The sequence below is a fragment of the Actinomyces sp. HMSC065F11 genome, assembly GCF_001813085.1.
Taxonomy (GTDB): Bacteria; Actinomycetota; Actinomycetes; order Actinomycetales; family Actinomycetaceae; genus Gleimia; species Gleimia europaea.
Genome location: NZ_KV811465.1, coordinates 37,297 through 57,393, shown reverse-complemented (window position 1 = coordinate 57,393; position 20,097 = coordinate 37,297). Strand labels below are relative to the sequence as shown.

19 protein-coding genes and 1 riboswitch are annotated in these 20,097 nt (G+C 56.5%); of the genes, 18 read left to right on the top strand and 1 reads right to left on the bottom strand.

All coding sequences use genetic code 11. The annotated features are described in order from the left end of the window. From gmk to hisG, 12 genes are all read left to right on the top strand, one after another. On the top strand, positions 1 to 558 hold the full coding sequence (gene gmk / locus HMPREF2891_RS01195; RefSeq protein WP_070663758.1) for a guanylate kinase: 558 nt from the start codon (positions 1 to 3) through the stop codon (positions 556 to 558). Positions 559 to 588: 30 nt separating this feature from the next. Further along, positions 589 to 858 carry a DNA-directed RNA polymerase subunit omega gene (gene rpoZ, locus HMPREF2891_RS01190; RefSeq protein WP_016443576.1) on the top strand — a complete coding sequence of 90 codons (270 nt, stop codon included), beginning with the start codon at positions 589 to 591 and terminating at the stop codon, positions 856 to 858. A gap of 4 nt (positions 859 to 862) precedes the next feature. Beyond that, positions 863 to 2,113, top strand: coding sequence for a bifunctional phosphopantothenoylcysteine decarboxylase/phosphopantothenate--cysteine ligase CoaBC (coaBC, locus tag HMPREF2891_RS01185; protein WP_070620212.1), 1,251 nt, complete (start codon positions 863 to 865; stop codon positions 2,111 to 2,113). 7 nt (positions 2,114 to 2,120) lie between these two features. Then, positions 2,121 to 3,308, top strand: coding sequence for a methionine adenosyltransferase (gene metK / locus HMPREF2891_RS01180; RefSeq protein WP_070663601.1), 1,188 nt, complete (start codon positions 2,121 to 2,123; stop codon positions 3,306 to 3,308). Positions 3,309 to 3,399: 91 nt separating this feature from the next. Next, positions 3,400 to 5,379, top strand: coding sequence for a primosomal protein N' family DNA-binding protein (locus HMPREF2891_RS01175; protein ID WP_146002488.1), 1,980 nt, complete (start codon positions 3,400 to 3,402; stop codon positions 5,377 to 5,379). A gap of 45 nt (positions 5,380 to 5,424) precedes the next feature. Beyond that, the gene (gene fmt, locus HMPREF2891_RS01170) at positions 5,425 to 6,363 is read left to right on the top strand and encodes a methionyl-tRNA formyltransferase (RefSeq protein ID WP_070663597.1); all 939 of its coding nucleotides are present in this window, start codon (positions 5,425 to 5,427) and stop codon (positions 6,361 to 6,363) included. Continuing rightward, positions 6,363 to 7,796: a transcription antitermination factor NusB gene (locus HMPREF2891_RS01165; protein ID WP_070663596.1), complete on the top strand. Its 1,434-nt coding sequence runs from the start codon at positions 6,363 to 6,365 to the stop codon at positions 7,794 to 7,796. The genes fmt and HMPREF2891_RS01165 overlap by 1 nt, the downstream gene beginning before the upstream one ends. 5 nt (positions 7,797 to 7,801) lie before the next feature. Continuing rightward, the gene (gene rpe, locus HMPREF2891_RS01160) at positions 7,802 to 8,470 is read left to right on the top strand and encodes a ribulose-phosphate 3-epimerase (protein WP_070663594.1); all 669 of its coding nucleotides are present in this window, start codon (positions 7,802 to 7,804) and stop codon (positions 8,468 to 8,470) included. A 47-nt stretch (positions 8,471 to 8,517) separates the two neighbouring features. Further along, a riboswitch (FMN riboswitch) is annotated at positions 8,518 to 8,636 on the top strand. A gap of 96 nt (positions 8,637 to 8,732) precedes the next feature. Next, the gene (locus HMPREF2891_RS01155; protein WP_261666820.1) at positions 8,733 to 9,485 is read left to right on the top strand and encodes an ABC transporter permease; all 753 of its coding nucleotides are present in this window, start codon (positions 8,733 to 8,735) and stop codon (positions 9,483 to 9,485) included. Positions 9,486 to 9,502: 17 nt separating this feature from the next. Then, positions 9,503 to 10,531, top strand: a complete 1,029-nt coding sequence (locus HMPREF2891_RS01150) for an ABC transporter substrate-binding protein (RefSeq protein ID WP_070663592.1) — start codon at positions 9,503 to 9,505, stop codon at positions 10,529 to 10,531. A 66-nt stretch (positions 10,532 to 10,597) separates the two neighbouring features. Beyond that, positions 10,598 to 10,861 (top strand): phosphoribosyl-ATP diphosphatase, encoded by a 264-nt coding sequence (locus tag HMPREF2891_RS01145; protein ID WP_034507902.1) that lies wholly within the window; start codon positions 10,598 to 10,600, stop codon positions 10,859 to 10,861. Beyond that, positions 10,861 to 11,706, top strand: coding sequence for an ATP phosphoribosyltransferase (hisG, locus tag HMPREF2891_RS01140; protein WP_070663590.1), 846 nt, complete (start codon positions 10,861 to 10,863; stop codon positions 11,704 to 11,706). The genes HMPREF2891_RS01145 and hisG overlap by 1 nt, the downstream gene beginning before the upstream one ends. A gap of 16 nt (positions 11,707 to 11,722) precedes the next feature. Here the strand turns inward: hisG and HMPREF2891_RS01135 are convergent, their stop codons facing one another. Next, entirely contained in the window at positions 11,723 to 12,841 is a 1,119-nt protein-coding gene (locus HMPREF2891_RS01135) for a DUF3866 family protein (protein WP_070663587.1), read from the bottom strand. A 29-nt stretch (positions 12,842 to 12,870) separates the two neighbouring features. Here HMPREF2891_RS01135 and HMPREF2891_RS01130 point away from each other — a divergent pair, with 29 nt between their 5' ends. Genes HMPREF2891_RS01130 through lnt form a run of 6 tightly spaced genes read left to right on the top strand, consistent with a single transcriptional unit; the run spans position 12,871 to position 20,083 of the window. Beyond that, positions 12,871 to 13,761 carry a helix-turn-helix transcriptional regulator gene (locus tag HMPREF2891_RS01130; protein ID WP_070663585.1) on the top strand — a complete coding sequence of 297 codons (891 nt, stop codon included), beginning with the start codon at positions 12,871 to 12,873 and terminating at the stop codon, positions 13,759 to 13,761. Beyond that, positions 13,761 to 14,693, top strand: coding sequence for a helix-turn-helix transcriptional regulator (locus HMPREF2891_RS01125; RefSeq protein ID WP_070663582.1), 933 nt, complete (start codon positions 13,761 to 13,763; stop codon positions 14,691 to 14,693). Before HMPREF2891_RS01130 ends, HMPREF2891_RS01125 begins: the two co-directional genes overlap by 1 nt. A 38-nt stretch (positions 14,694 to 14,731) precedes the next feature. Continuing rightward, positions 14,732 to 14,926, top strand: coding sequence for a twin-arginine translocase TatA/TatE family subunit (gene tatA / locus HMPREF2891_RS01120; protein ID WP_070663580.1), 195 nt, complete (start codon positions 14,732 to 14,734; stop codon positions 14,924 to 14,926). Between the two features lie 11 nt (positions 14,927 to 14,937). Further along, a complete protein-coding gene (gene tatC / locus HMPREF2891_RS01115) occupies positions 14,938 to 15,762 on the top strand; it encodes a twin-arginine translocase subunit TatC (protein ID WP_070620251.1) in 825 nt (274 codons plus the stop codon). Then, positions 15,759 to 18,527: a DEAD/DEAH box helicase gene (locus HMPREF2891_RS01110; RefSeq protein ID WP_070663578.1), complete on the top strand. Its 2,769-nt coding sequence runs from the start codon at positions 15,759 to 15,761 to the stop codon at positions 18,525 to 18,527. The genes tatC and HMPREF2891_RS01110 overlap by 4 nt, the downstream gene beginning before the upstream one ends. Beyond that, the gene (lnt, locus tag HMPREF2891_RS01105; protein ID WP_070663577.1) at positions 18,524 to 20,083 is read left to right on the top strand and encodes an apolipoprotein N-acyltransferase; all 1,560 of its coding nucleotides are present in this window, start codon (positions 18,524 to 18,526) and stop codon (positions 20,081 to 20,083) included. The genes HMPREF2891_RS01110 and lnt overlap by 4 nt, the downstream gene beginning before the upstream one ends. The last annotated feature ends 14 nt before the right edge of the window (positions 20,084 to 20,097 follow it).

Sequence of the window (20,097 nt, the reverse complement as noted above, 5' to 3'; positions counted from 1 at the left end):
ATGAATCACCAGCATCTTACGGTTTTATTAGGTCCTAGCGCGGTTGGCAAGGGGACAGTGGTTGCTCGCCTATTGGAGTTGCACCCGCAGATTTTCTTGTCAATCTCGGCAACAACTCGCGATCCTCGCCCCGGTGAGGTTGATGGAGAGCACTATCGCTTCCTCTCTCGCGAGCGCTTTCTCGAGCTCGTTGCAGAAGATGCTTTCTTGGAGTGGGCCGAGGTTCACGGTATGAACTATTATGGGACTTTGAAGGCTCCGATTGAAGAGGCTATTGCTGCGGGACGCCCGGCGCTATTAGAGATCGACCTTGCAGGGGCAAGGCAGGTGCGCGAGCAGATGCCCGACGCCCAGTTCATTTTCCTGGCCCCTCCCTCGTGGGAGGAACTGGAAGCGCGGCTGCGTGGCCGCGGCTCTGAGACGGAAGAGCAGATGGCGCGCCGCCTTGAAACTGCTCGTGTGGAGATGGATGCCGCGAGCGAATTTGACCATATTGTGGTTAATGACGAGGTGGATCACACAGCGCGGAAACTGGCTAGTCTTATGGGCTTAGCGTAGGATTGTTGCGTTACGAAGCTAGGAGGATTCATGACGGGAATCGTTGCCCATCCTGAAGGTATTACGTACCCACCGATCGACGATCTGATGGAGAAGGTCGATTCGAAGTACGCGCTGGTTGTATTTGCTGCCCGCCGCGCAAGGCAGATTAACTCTTACAACCTGCAACTTGAGTCGAACATGGTTCAGTTTGTGGGCCCGGTTGTCCCGGTTGAGGCTGATGACAAGCCGCTTAGCACCGCGCTTCGCGAGATCAACGAAGGCCTGTTGATTATGGAAGAGGCCCCGGACGCCGAGTAACAGATTGACAGCTCTTAACAATGCCGGCACGCCACCCCGGCGGATCATCGTTGGGGTGGGGGCCGGCATTGCCGCGTATAAGGTGGCTGGCGTCGTACGTCATTTCGCGAAGGCGGGTGACGACGTGCGGGTTATTCCCACTGCGGCTAGCCTACACTTCGTTGGGAAAACCACGTGGCAGGCACTTTCTGGTTCTCCCGCCCACACCGACGTTTTTGATGGCGAAGCCGGGGTAGACCACGTGGAGGCCGCCCGAGGTGCAGACCTGATTGTGATTGCGCCAGCAACGGCTGATCTGATCGCGAAGATTCGCGCCGGTATAGCCAGCGACTTGCTCACCACTACGGTGCTTGCCGCTACATGCCCGATAGTTGTAGTTCCGGCGATGCATACCGCCATGTGGGAAAACGCTGCAACGCAGGACAACATTCGCGCTCTGAAGGAACGCGGGTTGCATGTAATGGCACCTGCGGTTGGTGATCTGTCCTCGGGGGACAGGGGCGCGGGCCGCATGCCCGAACCAGAAGCTATTTGCAAGTTTGCTGAAGCCGTATTAGCAGAAGAAACCCCCCTTCAAGAAAAGGACTTAGCCGGGGTGCGGGCCTTCGTGACTGCCGGAGGCACGCGCGAGGCCATTGACCCCGTGCGTTTTATTGGTAACCACTCCAGTGGTAAACAAGGTGCTGCGATTGCGCGTGCTCTTGTGGAACGCGGCGCTGACGTCACCGTGTTCGCCGCAAATATTGCTCCCGGTGTGATACCTGACGGCGTGACGGTTGTAGATACTCCCTCGGCAACTGAAATGTACGAGGCTGTCCAAGGCGCTGCCGCAAACTTCGACATCGGGTTTTTTGTGGCTGCGGTTGCGGATTTCCGCCCGCAACAAAGCTGGGAACAAAAGGTTAAGAAGACCAGTGATAATGAGGACGGATGGTCCTTGCAGCTGGTTAAAAATCCAGATATTTTGCGCGAAACTGCAAGCAAGTATCCGCATCTGCTGTGCTTCGGTTTTGCCGCAGAGACCGGTGATGAGGCGCAAGTTTTAGAGTTTGGCCGTGCTAAAGCCGGGCGTAAGGGCGCCCGTTTTATCGCGATCAACCAGGTAGGCAACGGGCAAGGATTTGGCACCGAAAACAATCGTGTGACCGTGGTGGATGCTGCGGGGACAAAAGTTTTGTCCGTGGCTGGAACTAAGCTTCAAGTGGCTCGAGAACTGGTAGAACTTGCAGCCACGCAGCTAGTTAAGAACAACTGAGGTACAAATGAAAGCCGCTCCACTATTTTCTTCTGAGTCCGTCACTAGCGGACACCCGGATAAGGTTTGCGATCAGATTGCCGATGGCATCTTGGATGCCGCTTTGGAGTATGATCCCAAAACGCGTTCAGCCGTTGAGGTAATGGCAACCACTAACCGCGTGATTGTTGCGGGAGAGCTTTCAACAACTGCCGAGCTGGATGTCGAGCAGATCGTGCGCGAAGCGGTTGAACGGATCGGGTACACGCAAGAAGGCATGGGTTTTGATGCACGCACCCTGCAGGTGATGGATATTCTCGATCAGCAGTCTCCCGACATCGCGCAGTCGGTGGATCGCTCAATAGAAGCTCGAGAAGAGTCCTCCGGTGATCTGCTCTCTCTCCAGGGAGCGGGAGACCAGGGCCTCATGTTTGGCTATGCCTGCGACGACACGCCAGTGCTCATGCCGTTGCCGATTTACGTGGCCCACCGGCTCGCTAGTCAACTTGAACAGGTTCGCCGCACTGAGATGAGCGGGCTTCGCCCGGACGGTAAAACTCAAGTTACGGTTCGCATGGAAAACGAGCAGCCGGTCAGCCTGGACACGATTGTTGTATCCACTCAGCATGATGACGCTTTATCGCTTGAGCAAATCCGCGAGGGCGTGAAAACCCTCGTTGTGGATCCGGTGCTGGAACAGGTTGGCCAGCGCTTTGACACTTCGGAAGCGAAGCTGCTGATTAACCCATCAGGCCGCTTTGTGGTTGGAGGCCCCGCGGGTGACACGGGAGTTACAGGACGCAAGCTCATCGTTGATACGTACGGCGGATTTGCGCGCCACGGAGGCGGCGCGTTCTCGGGCAAAGATGCTTCTAAGGTGGATAGGTCTGGCGCATACGCAACGCGTTGGATTGCGAAGAACATTGTTGCAGCCGGCTTGGCTCGCCGCTGTGAGGTGCAAGTTTCCTACGCGATTGGCCGTGCGGAACCAGTTGGGCTACACATCAACACGTTCGGTACGGGCTGCGTTTCTGATGACCAGTTGCTGAGCGCAGTAGGTCGAGTTTTTGATTTGCGCCCTGCGGCAATCATCGAGACGCTACGACTAAACGAGCCGGGCTTTACGGCCGTATCGGCGTACGGTCACTTCGGGCGCGAGGGCGTTACTTGGGAGGACACTTCTAAGGCAGACGAACTACGCGGCGTTGTCGGCTGATTAATTCTCAAGCCAGGTAATAGGACCCCTTGAATGGGGTCCTATTACTTTGAGCAAAATAAATGTCTGCGGTGCACGATACGATTAAGCCATGTCGAATCAGCCTGAAGCACTACTGGGAAGACGAGTGGCCCGTGTGCTCGTCGATACCGCGGTGCCTCACCTAGACAGGCTCTTCGACTACGAGGCTACAGGCCAGCCGGTCCAGGTAGGCTCACTCGTGCGGGTGAAGCTCGCAGGGCGAAGAATGAATGGTTTCGTCCTTGAAGTCGGCGAAGATTCTGACTTTAAGGGCAAACTTGCGCCTGTAGAGCGCGTGGTTTCCGCAATACCGCTAGTGGATCAGCAGATGATTACACTTGCTCAAGACCTCGCAAAACGCAATGCTACCGCTGTCTCTAAGGTTCTGACAGCCATGGTGCCAAGCAGGCACGCGGGGGCGGAAAAGGCGTTTATTTCCGGCTGGAGCAATGAAGTAGCTGATGTCAGTGATCCCACGGGAGGCGAGTTTTCCTCGTCGTGGAGCTACTATGCGGGAGGCCATGCGTTTCTTGAGCGTATTGGCAAGGGCGAATCTCCACGCGCTGTGTGGCTTACGTTGCCGAGGGTGTTCCCTGCGCGAATGGAGCATCACCCGCTGTTAGATCTTGTGGAGGCAACCGCGAGGTCTGGGCGGCGCACGCTGATTGTGGTGCCTACGGCTCGGGACGTGGATGCGATGGAAGCCGTTTTTGCGCAGACGCACTGGAGGGTGGTCTACCAGCGGGCATCTGATTCACAGTATAAGAAGTACCGTTCCTATCTGGAGATTAGAGCGGGTGAGGCCGACGTGGTGATCGGCACGAGGTCTACCGTTTATGCGCCCGTGCCGAATCTGGGTTTGATTAGTGTATGGGACGCGGGCGATGACAGGCTGACTGACCAACAGGCGCCGTACCTGTCGGCTCTCGAGATAGCGATGCGCAGAGCACACCTGCAAGGATGCGCCCTGGTGAGTGCAGGTCCGTCGATTTCTGTACCAGAAGCACAACTGGTGCGCTCCGGCTGGGCAGCACCGCTAGTTGCAGACCGAGAAGTTACCCGCTCTAAAACGGCAATCATTGAGGTACCCGACGAGTTTGATATGGAACGAGAAGGTCCTGCCGGCCACTCGCGGATTCCTCCCTCGGTACAAAGTTTCATTCGCACCTCATTGGACGTAGGTCCCGTGCTGGTGCACGTTCCAACCGGCGGATACGTGTCGGTCATCGCCTGTAGCCGTTGCGATCAAAGCGCACGGTGTAATGCTTGCCATGGGCCGCTACGGGCGTTCGCAAACGGGGGACTGTCCTGCATGTGGTGTAACCGTCCGCAGGTGGGTTGGAGATGCGTCAAGTGCGGTAGCTCAAGTTGGCGATCGGCCCGGGTGGGATCAGTGCGAACTGCCGAGGAATTCGGGCGTGCTTTCCCTCGGACCATTATCGAAATGTCCAGTGCAGATACGCCCGTTACCGAGTTTGCGAAGCCGAGCGGAATAGTAATTGCCACACCGGGCATGGAGCCCGTTACGCCCGGAGGGTATGCGGCCGTGGTTGCGCTAGACGCTTGGGCAATCCTGGGACGCCCGGAACTTTGGGCCCCCGCTGAAGCGATGCGCAGGTGGATGAACATTCATTCACTGGCTAGGCCAGATGGCAAAATGATCGTGGTGGGCGTTCGTGATCCGATGATTCGTGGCTCGCTCGTGCGCCGCGACCCTCTCGGATTCGCAATGCAGTTGCTGGATGAACGTGAACTGCTCGGTTTTTTCCCCGCTGTGTGCATGGTTGCGATCGATGGAGACAGGAAGAACGTTGCTTCTTTTATTGAGGAAGTAAACGTGCCCGGTAGGTGCCAGCTCGTTGGAGTGGCGGCCAGGGAGGGACGTGACCTGCAAAAAACATACGGCCGCGATCAAAGCCGCGCCATTTACAGGTGCCCGTGGGATGCAACGCCAACCTTCATTGAGTCGGTGAAAGCTACTCAAGTTGCAAGAAGCATGGGCCGTAAAGGCGCGGTAAGCGTTCATGTGAACCCCGCGAGCCTTCTTTAATATGCGCCAGACAGATTCAAAGACCAATCAAGATAGACTATTAGAGTGAAGATCCTTTTTGCTGGCACTCCAGAAGTTGCAATCCCAACGCTTGCGGCCTTGACCGAATCCGATCATGAGGTTGTGGGTGTACTAACTCGTTCGCCCGCTCGGCGAGGTCGTGGCCGAACTCTCTACCCGTCAGAAGTGGGAGAGTGGGCCAGTGAGAATGGCCTCCACGTCATTGAGGCGGATTCGTTCACAGACCCGCAGGTTTTGGAGCAAGTGCAAAAAACCGGAGCTCAGCTCGGCGTTGTTGTGGCCTACGGAGCGATTATTCCCAAAACCGCTTTGGAAGGCCTCGACCACGGTTGGATTAACCTGCACTTTTCGGCTTTGCCACGCTGGCGTGGGGCCGCGCCGGTTCAACGCGCTATCGAGGCGGGCGATACGGTTACTGCCGTTGACGTCTTCCAGCTGGAAGAAGGGCTGGATACCGGACCGGTGCATTCAACTCGACCGGTAGAAATTGACCCCGATATTAGCGGCGGCGAGCTACTTGCCGAACTAGCGCAGATTGGGGCTAAAGACGTTGTGGACGTGGTTGTTGCCATTGAAATGGGCATCGCAAACCCGCGGGTGCAAAACATGGGCGGAGAAACCTACGCCCACCGCATCACCCGCGATGATCTGCCTATCGACTTCACTAAGCCTGCACTGCAGGTACACAATCAGGTGCGTGCGTTCGCGCCCGCTCCCGGTGCCTACGCGATGCTTCCTGACGGGAAGCGACTAAAAATTCTAGCAACGAAAGTGACGGATCAGCCAGGTGGAAAACCAGGCGAGCTGCGAATAGAAAAGAACGCTGTATTTGTCGCGGCGGCAGATGCATGGCTGGAATTGATTACCGTGGCGCCGGCTGGCAAATCCCACATGGCAGCAGCTGATTGGGCCAGGGGAGCCAGGCTAGAGCCAGCCGCGGTCTTGAAGGGCAAGGAGAACTGATGGAATATCGCCGAGACAACAGACCTCCTCGGGCGCGTCGCCCCCGCGGCGTAGAAGATTCGCGCCGAGTTGCCTACGAGGCGCTGCTCAAAATTGAAACTGAAGGTGCTTACGCAAACCTAGTGTTGCCGCCCATGCTCACCAAAGCTCGGTTATCGCCACGTGACGCGGGTATGACAACCGAGCTGGTTTACGGCACGCTTCGATACCGCGATCGCATCGACTGGGTGCTAAGCCAATGCATGAACCGCAAGATCGCGGATATGGATCCGGAGGTCCGGGCGATTTTGCGGATGACAGCCCACCAGATCCTACATATGCGCGTACCTGACCACGCTTCGGTTGCCCAGGCGGTAGAACTTGCAAAACAGGTAAGCGAGAGGGGCAGCGAGAAGTTTGTAAACGGTGTGGCGCGCTCCGTGGCGGAACATTCACCAGCCGAGTGGGAGAAGCGGATGCAGCGCATCGAGAACGACGCCGAGCGCCTCTCTATCATCTACTCGCACCCCCAGTGGATTATTCGCGCCCTGGCCAGTGCTTTGCAAGCGCACGGACGCGACCCGCGTGAACTCGAAGACCTACTGGCGGTAGATAACGTGAATCCTTCCGTCACGCTGTGTGCGCGCCCAGGCCTGATTCTGCCGATCGATCTGGCCGAGGACGTGGAGTATTTCTTGAAGACCAGCGCCCGCCCAGGTGACTACTCCGAATGGGCGGTAGTTATTGGGGGAGGGGACCCGGGGCGTCTGCCAGAGATTCGCGATGGGCGCGCAGCGGTGCAGGACGAGGGCTCACAGCTTGTGGCTACGGCTTTCGCCGAAACCGAGGTGGAAAATGACGATGTGCGGTGGCTCGACATGTGTGCTGGCCCCGGAGGGAAGGCAGGCCTAGTTGGCGCAATCGCGGATGCCAGGGGAGCACACCTTGTAGCCAACGAGGTGTCAGAACATCGCGCGAAGCTTGTTGAAGCTACAACGCTTCAGCTCACTGGGATTACTGTACAGGTGGGCGACGGGCGAGACCTGGGCGGTGAGAAGTTTGATCGCATTATCTTGGACGCTCCGTGCACGGGCCTGGGCGCTCTTCGCCGGCGTGCAGAATCGCGTTGGCGCAAGCAGATTACCGACGTTGCAGACCTCGTTAAACTTCAGGCCGAGCTAATCGATTCTGGTCTTGACGCGTTGAATGTTGGCGGCGTGCTCGCATATATCACCTGCTCGCCTCACAAACAAGAAACTATTGACCAGATGGAACGCATTAAAGGCCGAGACGAGTTTGAATTCCTTTCCGCTGCCTCGGCAATTGACCAAATCTCAATGACTGAAATTGAACTAACCCCCGTGAAAATGGGTGAGGGAGACGTCGTGCAGCTATGGCCGCACGTGCATGGCACGGACGCCATGTTCCTTGCCCTTATCAAGAGAATTAGGTGAGAAGAATGAAACCAACTATCAGCCCCTCGATCCTTAACTGCGATATTGCAGACCTTGCCGGAGAGTTGCACAAGATTCGCAACGCAGACTTCGCGCACGTGGACATCATGGACAACCACTTCGTGCCAAACCTTACGTGGGGTCTGCCCGTTGTGGAGGCCGTGATTGCTAAGGACATCATGCCGGTGGACTGCCACCTGATGATTGAAGACCCGGACCGTTGGGCGCCCGCATATGCCGAGGCGGGTGCGGCCTCAGTGACCTTCCACGCCGAAGCCGCCAAAGCACCGCTGCGCCTGGCAAATGAGATCCACAAGCAGGGTGCCAAAGTTGGATTGGGTTTAAAACCAGCCACGGACATCCACGACTACGTGGATCTCTTGCCTTCATTCGACATGATTCTAGTTATGACGGTAGAGCCTGGTTTCGGCGGGCAACCGTTCTTGCATTCGCAGATGAAGAAGATCGGCCGTGTACGCGAAGCTGCGAAGCAGGCTGGCGTAGAAATCGCGATCCAGGTGGACGGCGGCGTGAACCGCGAGACCATTCAGATTGCCGCCGAGGCTGGAGCTGACGTTTTCGTTGCAGGCTCGGCAGTATTCCGCGCGGAAGATGCGTACCAGGAGGTCGAGCAGCTTCGCCGGATTGCGTCCGAGGCTATGCACGCTCACTGAGAAAATGTGCTGGGCAAGTATTTTTTGTGCTTGCCGTGTAGTATTGGGGTGTGCTCCGGGGTCGGTGTAATTCCGAGCCGGCGGTTAAAGTCCGCGAGCCGCTTCGGCGGTTGAGCTGGTGAAACTCCAGCACCGACGGTTAAAGTCCGGATGGGAGGAGCTCGCTTATTTTAAGCTGGCTTGTGCCTTGTCTGCCCGGACGAGTTAATCGAGGAACGGACAAGATAGCGTGTCAACCCGGCCAGCCCGCAGACGCCCAGCGGTGCTCACTTTTGGAGCTCCCCTGGTGTTTGGGCTCTTCTTGCTCCTTTGCTGGTGGCTGATCACCATTCAAGAGGGCACCCCGAGCTGGATGCTTCCCAGCCCGGCCGAGTTCGCTACGCGTCTTATCTCATCACTGTCTAGCACCGCCTTGTGGCAGGCGCTTTGGGTCACGTTGAAAGAAGCCGCACTCGGCTCATTTTTCGGCGCCCTCATTGCGCTTCCCATGGCTTACCTGATTTACAGGTCCCAGGTGTTTTCAGCTGCGGTGGAACCATTCCTCGGCGCTACGCAGGCGATCCCCGCGATCGCGCTAGCTCCGCTACTCGTCCTCTGGGTCGGTTACGGCACGAGCGCCATCGTTGCACTGTGCACGCTGATGGTTTTCTTCCCCATTTTGGTCTCGACCACGGTCGGACTGCGCCACCTTGACGTGGAAGTCATGGAGGCCGCCAGACTTGACGGAGCATCCGGGCTTACTCTACTGCTCTACATGGAAATCCCCCTCGCCCTACCTTCAATCCTGGCTGGTCTGCGCAATGGTTTCACCCTGTCGGTGACCGGCGCTGTCGTTGGAGAGATGGTTATGGGAGGGGCCGGACTTGGAACGGTCCTCACCGTGCAACGTAACAGTTTAGATACCAGCGGAATGTTTGTGACTATCTCACTTCTGTGCGTAATGGCGATGACGGTTTATTCCTTGATTTACACGGTGGAGCGCAAATCGAAGCTCGTTAATACATCTCGTCGATAGTCTTGGAGAGGAAAATAATGTTTTTGAAGCGGCTTGCACTACCAGCGTTGGCACTTAGTGCGCTCGTTCTTGCCGGGTGTTCGTCGCCCGTTGGAGATTCGGATGAAGCTCTAACCGAGGGTAGTGAGAATACCGCCAGCCCCGTCACGTTGGGCCTTACCTACATCCCAAACGTCCAGTTCGCTCCCGCATACGTAGGCGTTGAAGAAGGATATTTTGCCGGCGAGGGCGCCGATGTGACGATCCGCCACCACGGTTCTGACGAGGGCTTGTTCACCGCCCTCTTTGCAGGTGAAGAGGACATGGTGGTGGCCACTGGTGATGAGATGACTATTGCGAGGTCACAGGGTATGGACCTGATATCTGTGGGCCAGTATTACGCGAAGTACCCGGTGGTGGTGATCGTCAAGGAAGACTCGGATATTAAGACCTTCGAGGACCTGCGCGGGCGTAAGGTTGGTCTGCCGGGCGAGTTCGGTTCCAACTGGTACGGCCTGCTGTCTGCCCTGGCCGCGCACAACATGAGCGTGAATGACATCGAGCTGACCTCGATTGGTTTCACCCAGCTCGCTGCTCTTCAGGCAGGAGAAGTAGAGGCTGTTGTGGGCTTCACTAATAACGATACGGTCCAGTTTGGACTTGCAAATGTGGGTGTGCGTGAGCTTGAGATGTCGCCAGAAGGCGGGCTACCGCTTATCGGTGCGAACGTTGTTACGACCTCGAAGTTTGCTAGTGAGAATCCCGACTTGGTCAAGGCAGTTCTAGAAGGCCTTCGCCAGGCTAAGCAACTGTGTGTTGATGACCCGGATAAAGCTGTTGAAGTGACCAAGGGGTACGATCCGAATCTGTCTGCTCCCGGTGCAACGGACGCGGCAAAGGCAACCCTCGTTGCTACCAATAAGCTGTTTGAGAAGGACGGCGAAGTGACGATGCGCCAGAATCTGGATACTTGGGCGGCCATGCTTGACTTCTTGGCAACGCAGGATGGCCTGCTAGCATCTGACGTTAAACTCGATGAAACGGTGACTAACGACTTCATTAAGTAGTTGGCTCAGTGTTCTACTGGTGGGCGCGGACTCGTTCCGCGCCCACTTTTCGTTATCATCAATTTCATGAAGACATTTGAGGAACTTTTCAACGAACTATCCACCAAAGCGGTAACGAGGCCGGAAGGCTCTGGAACGGTCGCGGAGCTTGATGCGGGTGTCCATGCGATCGGGAAGAAGATCGTTGAGGAGGCTGCCGAGGTGTGGATGGCCTGTGAATACGAGTCGGATGATGACGCCGCGCTTGAGATTTCGCAACTGCTCTACCACACGCAAGTAATGATGGTTAAAAAAGGTATTTCCCTAGAAGATATTTATAGGAAGCTCTAATGCTAAGAATTGCTGTTCCCAATAAGGGCTCGCTACACGAAGCCGCAGTAGAGATGCTGCGCGAATCTGGATACAAGGTAAACCGCAGAGGTAAGGAGCTCGTGCTCGTTGACAACCTCAACGACGTCGAACTGTTCCTGCTCCGCCCGCGCGATATTGCGGTTTACGTGGGTAAAGGCACGATTCACGTCGGTATTACCGGACGCGACCTCCTGCTTGACTCCGGTGCGCCTGCCGTTGAGTTCCAACAGCTTGGTTTTGCCAAGTCAAAGTTCCGCTTTGCGGCTCCTGCGGGCAAAATGAGCGAGCTTATCGACATCGAGGGTAAGCGTGTGGCGTCCTCGTATGACCATCTTGTGAAGCAGTTCTTGGAAAAAGAGGGCGTTGACGCCGAGGTCGTGCACTTAGATGGAGCAGTAGAATCCTCCATTCAGCTGGGCGTTGCGGACGTGATTGCCGATGTTGTGGAAACTGGCTCAACGCTACGAGCCGCGGGATTGGAAGTGTTCGGTCCAATCCTGTTGCAGTCCGAGGCCATCTTGATTGGGCGTGAGGAATACCGCGACGATCCGCAGGTAAAGGTCCTCCAGCGCCGGCTGGATGGCGTGATGCGTGCCCACGCAAACGTGCTGGTCGATTACAACGTGCACGAGCGGGACATGGCTGCGGCAGTTGCGGTGGCGCCAGGTTTTGAATCGCCTACGATCTCGCCACTTGCTGACTCGAGTTGGCTGGCAGTGCGCGTGGTGGTTCCACGCGGCGACATCAACCGCGTTATGGACGAGCTGTATGACGCGGGTGCCCGCGGCATCCTGGTTACAGAGCTTTCAGCCTCGCGCCTCTAGAGCACCTGTGGCCTAGTTAGCGGGATTGCCGCCCACTAGCGGCGTAGATCCCAGCGGCACTTGCAGCGGCGAATGCGAGCGCGTCCTCGCTCAATCCTCTACTCATCGTTCGAAGTGGAACAGTTGCGTGTTTGAGGCAGGCGAGAGCGCTCTTGCTACTCACGCGGTGCACGGTGTGACGCTGCGCGAGCGCTCGGGCCCCATTCTCGAGTGCGGTTTTCGCGGCCTCGGATAGGCTTAGAGAGTTGCTATCCACGATGGGCACGTCAAGTTGAATGAGCACGAGCTGGTTCAGTACTGAGAGCGTGTGGTGGGAGATCCCCAGGTGTTTTGGGCGTGGATCTGCCTGCGAGGCGCGCACAACGGGGATGGGTTTGCCGCCAAGAGCGTGCGCCACGTGGAGGGCTTGGGCGGTGGCGGTGCCAGAAAATCCCCAGCGGGTTGCGGTGCCCAGGTTTCCTGGGCCTTGGGCTACAACTATGTAGTCGGCTTTCGCGACGTGGCGGGCTGCTAGAAGTGCCGATGGCATGGAGGCAGCCTCGAGGTCACCTCCAAAGCTTTGCCCGCTGGTGATAGTGCAATCGAGGTCTGCGCATTCCCTCATTTTTGCGATGCTCATGGAGAAAGCGAGGGGGAGAGCGGCTGTGTCATCCCAGACGTATGCGATGCGCGCGGTAGGATCTTGGCTACGAATTCCAGCCACTACGGCAGGAACAGCCGAATGCAGGTCCGCTACAAGTACCGGAGCTCCTTCAACGGAGGTGGCCTCAGCCATGATCCGGTGGTGCGGGGAGTCCGGTTCTTCAACACTTTGCACGACGTGTTGGTGGGGCATGTAGCGGGCCTTCACGATGTGGCCGGCCGTGGGCAAGGAATCAGCGGGTAGCCGAGAGCCGGATAGAACCGTGGCGTACCCGCCCGTGCCGAGGTTCTTTGCCAGTGCGGAGCAGTCGATCCGAATGTCATCGCCGATCCCGATTTGTCCAACTAGCTTCGTAAGTGCGATTGCGCGGACGGTTTCGCCGGGTAGAAAGCAAGTTGCGCCTTCGGGCGCAGCCGTAATTTCTGCGTCGAGTTCGGTTGCGCGGCCCCAGGAACGCGCGAGTTTCAAGACCTTGGCATTTCGTTGCAACACACGCCTAGCATAGCGGTTAGGGTGAAAGCATGAATGTTGATACGTCGCGAGGACAGCGCCTTCTGGGCCTAGTATTGGCTTTGTCTAAGCGTGAGCTCGGGCTGACCGCAACCCAGATTTTCGATCTCGTTCCGGGCTATGAGGTGCAGGGCCCGGCTCGTGAACGCCGGTTTACTCGTGACAAGGCTGATTTGAAGGATATGGGTTTCAATCTCAAAACCGGTGTGAATCATTCGGGTGACGAGATTTATATTCTTGAAAAGGGAGCGGGTATTGAAGCTAATTTGACGCCGGCTGAAGAGCTGTTGGTGCACGCGGCTAGTGGCTTGTGGTCGAAGGATCGGGAGCCAAATTTTTATGCTCGCCTACATGCGATCTTGACGAATCCGGGTAGTATGCCGCAGACGAGTTTGAGTGGGTTGCGTGCAGTGGCTGCTTTCGCTCGGGCCGTGACTGAGGGGAAGCTGGTAGTTTTCACTTATAAAAAGCCCTATAGTGATGTGCTTCGGCGAACCGTGGAACCGTGGTACATGTTTTTGCAAGACGGCAATTTGTACATGTGCGGGTATGATCGCGGGCGGCAGGATAAACGCACGTTTAGGCTGTCGCGTGTTGATGAGAACAATATTGAGATTCTTGATGAGCCTATTGTTACGGCTCCTGCTGAGGATGATGATCGCGGCTTGTTCCTCATTTCGCCAACACTGGCGATTAAAGAGGGGGCGGCTTTGCTGACTCGCCAGCACACGAGAGCTACTGGTCAACCCGTTCCATCCGGTTGGGAAATCCATGAGGGGAAGGCCGGTTCGCTGGGGGTTTGGCTTGAGCGCGTGCTTGGCGAGATTGACAACATCGTGGTGTTGGGGCCGCCTTCGTTGGTGCGTGCTGTGGATCGCAGAATTGAAGCGTTGGGGGAGTAGTGTCTAATCCAAGCAAAGATACTCTAATGTTTACGATCCTCGCCTGGTTGCAGGAGGTTGGCGGGGCTGAGGTGAGTGAAATCGCGGACCGCTTTGGGGTTAGCGAAAGCTTAGTGCGGGACGCGGTTGTGACTTTGGGGGAGGCATGGTTTGGTGACGGCGCGCCGGATGAAGACCTCGGCCTGGACTGGTTCATGTTTGAAGAGAGCAACTACGTCACTTTCCAAGACATGAACCGGGTGAGTGAAAAAATTGGGCTGTCCGATGATGAAACAATTGGTTTGGTAACCGGCCTCATTTTCTTGTCTTATCTTCTTCCGGTGGACATGCGGGAGACTGCGTTTAGTGCAGCGCTTAAGCTTTTGGCTCCGCGCGGCCTTAAACTGGACTTTTCTAAGCTTGTTTCGTTTGAGGATGAGCAGGTTTCGCAGCATCGTCAGGTGGTCCAGTTCGCGATTGGGCAAAACACTTCGGTGCAGTTTAAGTATGTGAGTAACGCTAATCACGTTAGTGAGCGCAGTGCTTACCCGCTGGGTTTGCGCCAGGCTGGACCTCACTGGATTGTGGAGGCTATCGATTTAGATAAGGGAGAAAAGCGGGCGTTTCGCTTGGACCGGATGGAAAACATTCGCACGGGCACAAAGGTAGCTCCTGCTGATGCGGGCGGGCAGGATCGGGGCAAAAAGGTTTGGATGTTCATCGAGCCGCGGGGCAAGTCTGCTGTAGAGGCGAATGCGACGATTAAGCGTTACAACCGGTTGATGCGCGCAGTGTTCGAAGTGTTTGACGAGCAGTGGATGGCAACTCAGATGCTGATGGCGGGCCCGTGGATACAAGATACGAACCGTCCTGACATTTTGGAGGCGGCGAAAGAGCGGGCTCGAAAAGCGCGCACCAACCGCGACTTCTTTCGCGCCGAGTGGAATCAGTAAAGTAGAATGAAGTTAATATTTCGTATTTTGGAGGAAACATGGGCGCATTTAAACCCTCGCACATCATTGTGCTTCTGATTATTTTGATCATCGTTTTTGGTGCGTCAAAGCTACCTGAGATTGCAAAGAACCTCGGTAAGTCCGCGAAGGTTTTGAAGAAGGAAATGAAGGAGCTAACGGACGAAGAGCAACCTTCAACAAAGCCTTCCGACTCGGTTGAGGAAGATAAATAACGCTACAGGTTATGGCCAAGCTTACGAAACGTGATCCCGAGGGGCGAATGCCCCTCGTTGATCATTTAAGGGAAGCTCGGCGCCGCCTCATATACATCCTTCTAGGTATTTCGGTGGGGGCGGTGGTCGGCTGGTTCCTCTACCCCTACATTTTTGACTATATGTCGCAGCCCTTGCGTGATCTGCGTGCCCGTGGTGTGAGCGCGGATCTCAACTTTGAGACGGTTTCGGCCGCTTTTGATTTGAAGCTGAAAATTTCGTTGTTTGCGGGCTTTGTACTAACCACTCCGTGGTGGGTTTACCAGATCTGGGCTTACATTGCTCCCGCGTTGAAGAAGCGGGAAAAGATTTACGCGGTGATATTCACGATCGCGGGTGCCATCCTGTTCGCTACGGGCGCAGGTTTTGGCATTTGGATCATGCCGCATGCGGTTAGTATCCTCACATCGTTCGCGCCAAACTCAGCTGTCATGCTTATGCGCTCCTCGATGTATTTCAGCTTCTACATGCGGCTCGTGATTGTGTTCGGCATATCGTTTTTGGTGCCCCTCGCGATGGTTGGTTTGAACCAGATGAACGTGCTTCGCGCCTCTTCGATGCTAAAGGCATGGCGCTGGGCGGTAGTGTCTGCATTCGTGTTTACAGCCCTTGCTAATCCGCTGCCTGACCCTTGGAATATGACGTTCCAGGCGCTAGCTATGTTGGCTCTCTACTTTGTAGCTGTGGGGATTTCCTATATTCATGACCGGCGACATGATAGGAAGATGGCGAAGGAAGAGGCTGAACTTGATGCCGCTTTGGCACGGCTGGACGCGAAGGATGAGAGCGCGGAATGAATCAGGAACTCTCCGCTGCCGAACGCTACCGGGCGGCGAAAAAACGAAACGAGTATGCGCGAACTGCGCGCGCCCAGTTTGCCAGTCAGTTTGATTTTGAGCTGGACGATTTTCAGCGCGCTGCTCTAGAAGTAGTAGAGGAGGGGCGTAGCGTTCTTGTTGCGGCTCCAACAGGTTCAGGCAAGACCGTGGTGGGGGAGTTCGCCCTGCACATGGCGCTACGCCGGCAACAGCGCGCGTTCTATACAACGCCCATTAAGGCTCTGTCTAACCAGAAGTATCTCGAGTTCGTGGCCGAGCTTGGCAGTGAAAATGTTGGATTACTAACTGGCGACACTTCGCTTAATGCAGATGCTCCCGTGGTGGTTATGACCACCGAGGTTGCGCGCAACATGATCTATTCGGGCACAGACCTAACCGATCTTGGTGCGGTAGTGCTCGATGAGGTCCACTATCTGGCTGATCGTTTCCGCGGGCCGGTGTGGGAAGAAGTAATCATTCACATGCCGAGCCACGTCCAAATCGTCGCTCTTTCGGCAACCGTGTCGAACGCGGAGGAGTTTGGCGCTTGGATAGATCAGGTGCGCGGTGGTTGTAGTGTGATCGTGTCTGAGGTGCGCCCCGTGCCGCTATACCAGCACATGATGGTAGAGCGTAAGCTTTACGACTTGTATCAGCCCACCCGTGAAGGTGGACATGCGTTGCGCGGCAAGATTAATCCGCAGCTACGTCACGCCATCGCTAGGTCGCAGGGCATCCAATCGCGTTCACCACATGAGGTTGCCCGCGGTCTCGCAGGCGGGCGGCGAATGCGTGGAGCCGGACGCAGAGCCAGCCGCGTGTCCAAGCCACAGATAGTGATTTCCCTTGAGCAGGCCCATCTGCTTCCCGCGATTTTCTTCATTTTTTCGCGTGCGGGGTGCGAGGACGCCCTGGACGCGGTTTACAGCGCTGGGGTTAGTTTGACCACTCGGCAGGAGGCACAAGAAATCGCGGCGGTGGTGGATGAGGCTGTTTCCTCACTGTCGGCTGAGGATCTCGGGGTTCTGGGTATTGCGCGATGGGCCGCCGCGCTAGAAGCGGGTATTGCCGCTCATCATGCGGGAATGCTACCGGTCATGAAAGAAACGGTTGAAAAGCTTTTTGCCGCTGGTCTGATAAAGGTTGTTTTTGCAACGGAAACACTGGCGTTGGGCATAAATATGCCGGCGCGAACCGTGGTTCTTGATTCGCTCCGTAAGTTCAACGGCATTGCACACGTGGATCTTTCGCCGGGGGAATACACACAGCTGACTGGCCGTGCGGGTAGGCGAGGTATCGATGTTGAGGGCCACGCGGTGGTGGTGTACGGCTCCGATATTGTGCCCGAGGAGGTCGCATCCCTTTCCTCTAAGCGCACGTTCCCACTGATTTCTGCATTCCGTCCTACTTACAACATGGTGGTTAACCTGGCGGCTGCGGGAACGTTGGCACAGGCACGCGAGGTTATGGATGAATCCTTCGCGCAGTTCCAGGCTGACCGAAAACTGGTAGGGGTAGCGCGCGAAACGCGTCTAGCAAAGGAGCGGATGAAAGAGCTCGATCATGGTTTCGAGTGCGAGCTGGGTGATGCGCACTCCTACTTTATTGCGCGCGATGACCTGACCCGGTTGCAGAAGGATTCAGCAAAACTGCGGGTGGCAAACCAGTCGGCTGACACTGCCCGCGCAATCGCAAAACTGCGCGTGGGTGAAGTGGTAGCACTACCGGGGCGCAAACGGAGCATTGATGCGATTGTGGTGCATGATCCGCGGCCGGGCCGAAACGGGCCGTCCGTGCAAGTAATTGGCGCGGATGGGCGCGTCCAGATAGTGACGGCGGATTCTTTCCCGCATGGCGTGTCGGTACTTGGTCACATGCGAATTAAGAAGAATCATATTCGCCGGCCTTCACGTTTCAAAGCGGCGATTTCTTCCGAGCTTAGAGCCATGCGTAAAGAGGGCCGTATCGCTGAGCCCAAACGCAAGAAGATGCCTATCCCGCGTGCGGTGCAAGCTGAGATTGACCGCCTGGAGAGTAAGGTGCGTAACCATCCGGTGCACTCTTGCCCTGATCGTGACGAGCATGCCCGCGTCGCGAGGGCTTGGCTGAGCGCTCGCCGAGACTACCTGCGTCTGGCAGACAAGATCGAGGCAGATACCTCCTCACTGTCGGATAGGTTTGACCGGATTGTGGATGTTCTGGATCGAGTGGGCGCATTGCACGGGGAAGAGGTTACTGAAGCTGGGCAGATTCTGCGTGGTATTTATGGCGAACACGATCTGGTTACGGCTTTGGCGATTCGCGGCGGGATATGGGATGAGCTAACTCCGGCGGAGCTGGCCGCAGCTGTCTCAACTTGTGTTTTTGAACCGAGGAAAGATCACGATCCGGAGTCGGATATTCCCGGTGGTCCGTCCAGCGCTTTGGCCCGGGCGCTACGCGACTTGGAGCGGATTTTGAAAGATGTGAACAGGGCGGAAAACGACGCGCACGCGCCTAGCACCGGACCACTGGAGTACGGCATCATGCCGGCAATCTACTGGTGGGTGATGGGGGATGACCTCGCCTCTGCCGTGCGCAGCGCAGATTTACCGCCAGGGGACTGGGTGCGCTGGTGCCGCCAGGTGATCGACGCGCTTGGGCAGATTGCTTCGAGTGCTAGCGAACCATTGCGGACCAATGCACATACGGCCGCCGACTCCATCCGGCGTTCGGTAGTGGCGTTGGCTGAGGGCTCCGCATGAGCGGATATCTTCCCAAACGTCGCCGCTTCCTCGACTACACGCAAATCGCGGCCGCGGCGGCACTGATGTGGGCGGCATTTCCGGATCTTTCGTACTGGTTCCTGGTATTCCCGTCCATAATCCTCCTGGTTTCCGCGCTGGATAGGTCGAGGGCAGGCCGAGCCGCCTGGTACGGCTTTGTGTTTGGGCTGGGATTTTTCTTACCCCATATTTGGTGGGCTACGGTTTCGGTGGGAAGCTATTTGCCATGGTTCGCGCTGGCAACAGTGCAGGCTCTGTTTCTCGCTTTGTTTGGGCTGGCGGTGGCGTGGGTGCGCCAGATTAATGCGGTGCAACGCTCTGCCTTGCTGTATGCCGTAAGCGTAGGCGTGCTCTGGGTGGCAGTCGAACAGTTACGTGGCCGTGTGCCATTTGGCGGTTTCCCCTGGGGCTACCTCGCGTATTCGCAGGTTGATGGGCCTTTGCAAACGCTTGCCCCTTGGGGCTCGGAGGTCACAATCGGTCTCGTTATAGTGACCTCGTCAGTGTTGATTCGTCGCTCCATCTCTCTGGTGCCGTCACTAGACGCCAGGCCGCTTCAACGCGTGGGCGCGATAATTGTTGCCGCGTTGCTACTAGCATCACCGTTTATGCTCACCCTTGATGGACGCGCGGAGGCGGGTACTCTGCGTGTAGGCGTGATCCAGGGCAATATTGAGCTACCCGCGGATGCTACATTCAAGCAGTATTTGAAGGTCACGAAGAATCACGTACAGACCACCGAGGAGGCGCTGGCTTCCGGTATGAAAGCGGACGTGATCTTGTGGGGCGAGAACTCGATGGACCGCGACCCGCGTAGTGACGCTAAAGCGAGGGCAATGCTGGACCGGCTGGCAAAGCGTGCCGGTGTACCCCTCGTTGTTGGTGTGGTGCGCTATGAGGACGAAGCTCGCTGGAACGAAGCCCTAGTTTGGTATCCCGATGGTTCTGTAGGCGACATATATACAAAGCAGCTGCCTGTACCCTTTGGTGAATATATACCGATGCGCGAGTACCTGTCGATCCTGTCGAAGGAGACTGCGAAGGTATCTACCGATATGCTCCCGGGTACTAAGCCGGGCATCATGAAGGTGGATTTGGCGGATCAAGAGCTCACGATGGGCGTTGGAATATGTTTCGAGGCCGCTTACGAACGCATTTTCAGTGAGGCCACGCAGCTGGGCGCGCAGATGTTGTTTGTTCCTACGAATAATTCGTCTTTTGGCTATACCCCGGAGTCCACGCAGCAACTCCAGATGGTGCGATTGCGGGCCATGTCAATGTCGCGCACCGCCATGCAGGTTTCCACTAATGGAGTATCGGCTATCGTGCGACCCAACGGAACCGTACTCAAAGTTACTGACCTTTACCACGCCGATTGGATTGTTGAAGAAGTGCCCCTCCGTACCAGCCTCACATTCAGTGCAAGGTGGGGCGAGTACCTGAATTATGCGGTTATGACACTGGGCGGACTCTTGATGCTTGCGGGGTTTATACGAACTGTTTCCAGGCGTAGTGAAATAAGGTACGCCCGCTAAGTTCAACAAATCGT

Bases quoted from the DNA above. Each gene is read 5' to 3' on its own strand.
- gmk (WP_070663758.1), top strand. From the start codon at position 1: ATGAATCACCAGCATCTTACGGTTTTATTAGGTCCTAGCGCGGTTGGC.
- rpoZ (WP_016443576.1), top strand. From the start codon at position 589: ATGACGGGAATCGTTGCCCATCCTGAAGGTATTACGTACCCACCGATC.
- metK (WP_070663601.1), top strand. From the start codon at position 2,121: ATGAAAGCCGCTCCACTATTTTCTTCTGAGTCCGTCACTAGCGGACAC.
- HMPREF2891_RS01175 (WP_146002488.1), top strand. From the start codon at position 3,400: ATGTCGAATCAGCCTGAAGCACTACTGGGAAGACGAGTGGCCCGTGTG.
- HMPREF2891_RS01165 (WP_070663596.1), top strand. From the start codon at position 6,363: ATGGAATATCGCCGAGACAACAGACCTCCTCGGGCGCGTCGCCCCCGC.
- rpe (WP_070663594.1), top strand. From the start codon at position 7,802: ATGAAACCAACTATCAGCCCCTCGATCCTTAACTGCGATATTGCAGAC.
- HMPREF2891_RS01150 (WP_070663592.1), top strand. From the start codon at position 9,503: ATGTTTTTGAAGCGGCTTGCACTACCAGCGTTGGCACTTAGTGCGCTC.
- HMPREF2891_RS01145 (WP_034507902.1), top strand. From the start codon at position 10,598: ATGAAGACATTTGAGGAACTTTTCAACGAACTATCCACCAAAGCGGTA.
- hisG (WP_070663590.1), top strand. From the start codon at position 10,861: ATGCTAAGAATTGCTGTTCCCAATAAGGGCTCGCTACACGAAGCCGCA.
- HMPREF2891_RS01130 (WP_070663585.1), top strand. From the start codon at position 12,871: ATGAATGTTGATACGTCGCGAGGACAGCGCCTTCTGGGCCTAGTATTG.
- tatA (WP_070663580.1), top strand. From the start codon at position 14,732: ATGGGCGCATTTAAACCCTCGCACATCATTGTGCTTCTGATTATTTTG.
- tatC (WP_070620251.1), top strand. From the start codon at position 14,938: ATGGCCAAGCTTACGAAACGTGATCCCGAGGGGCGAATGCCCCTCGTT.
- HMPREF2891_RS01110 (WP_070663578.1), top strand. From the start codon at position 15,759: ATGAATCAGGAACTCTCCGCTGCCGAACGCTACCGGGCGGCGAAAAAA.
- lnt (WP_070663577.1), top strand. From the start codon at position 18,524: ATGAGCGGATATCTTCCCAAACGTCGCCGCTTCCTCGACTACACGCAA.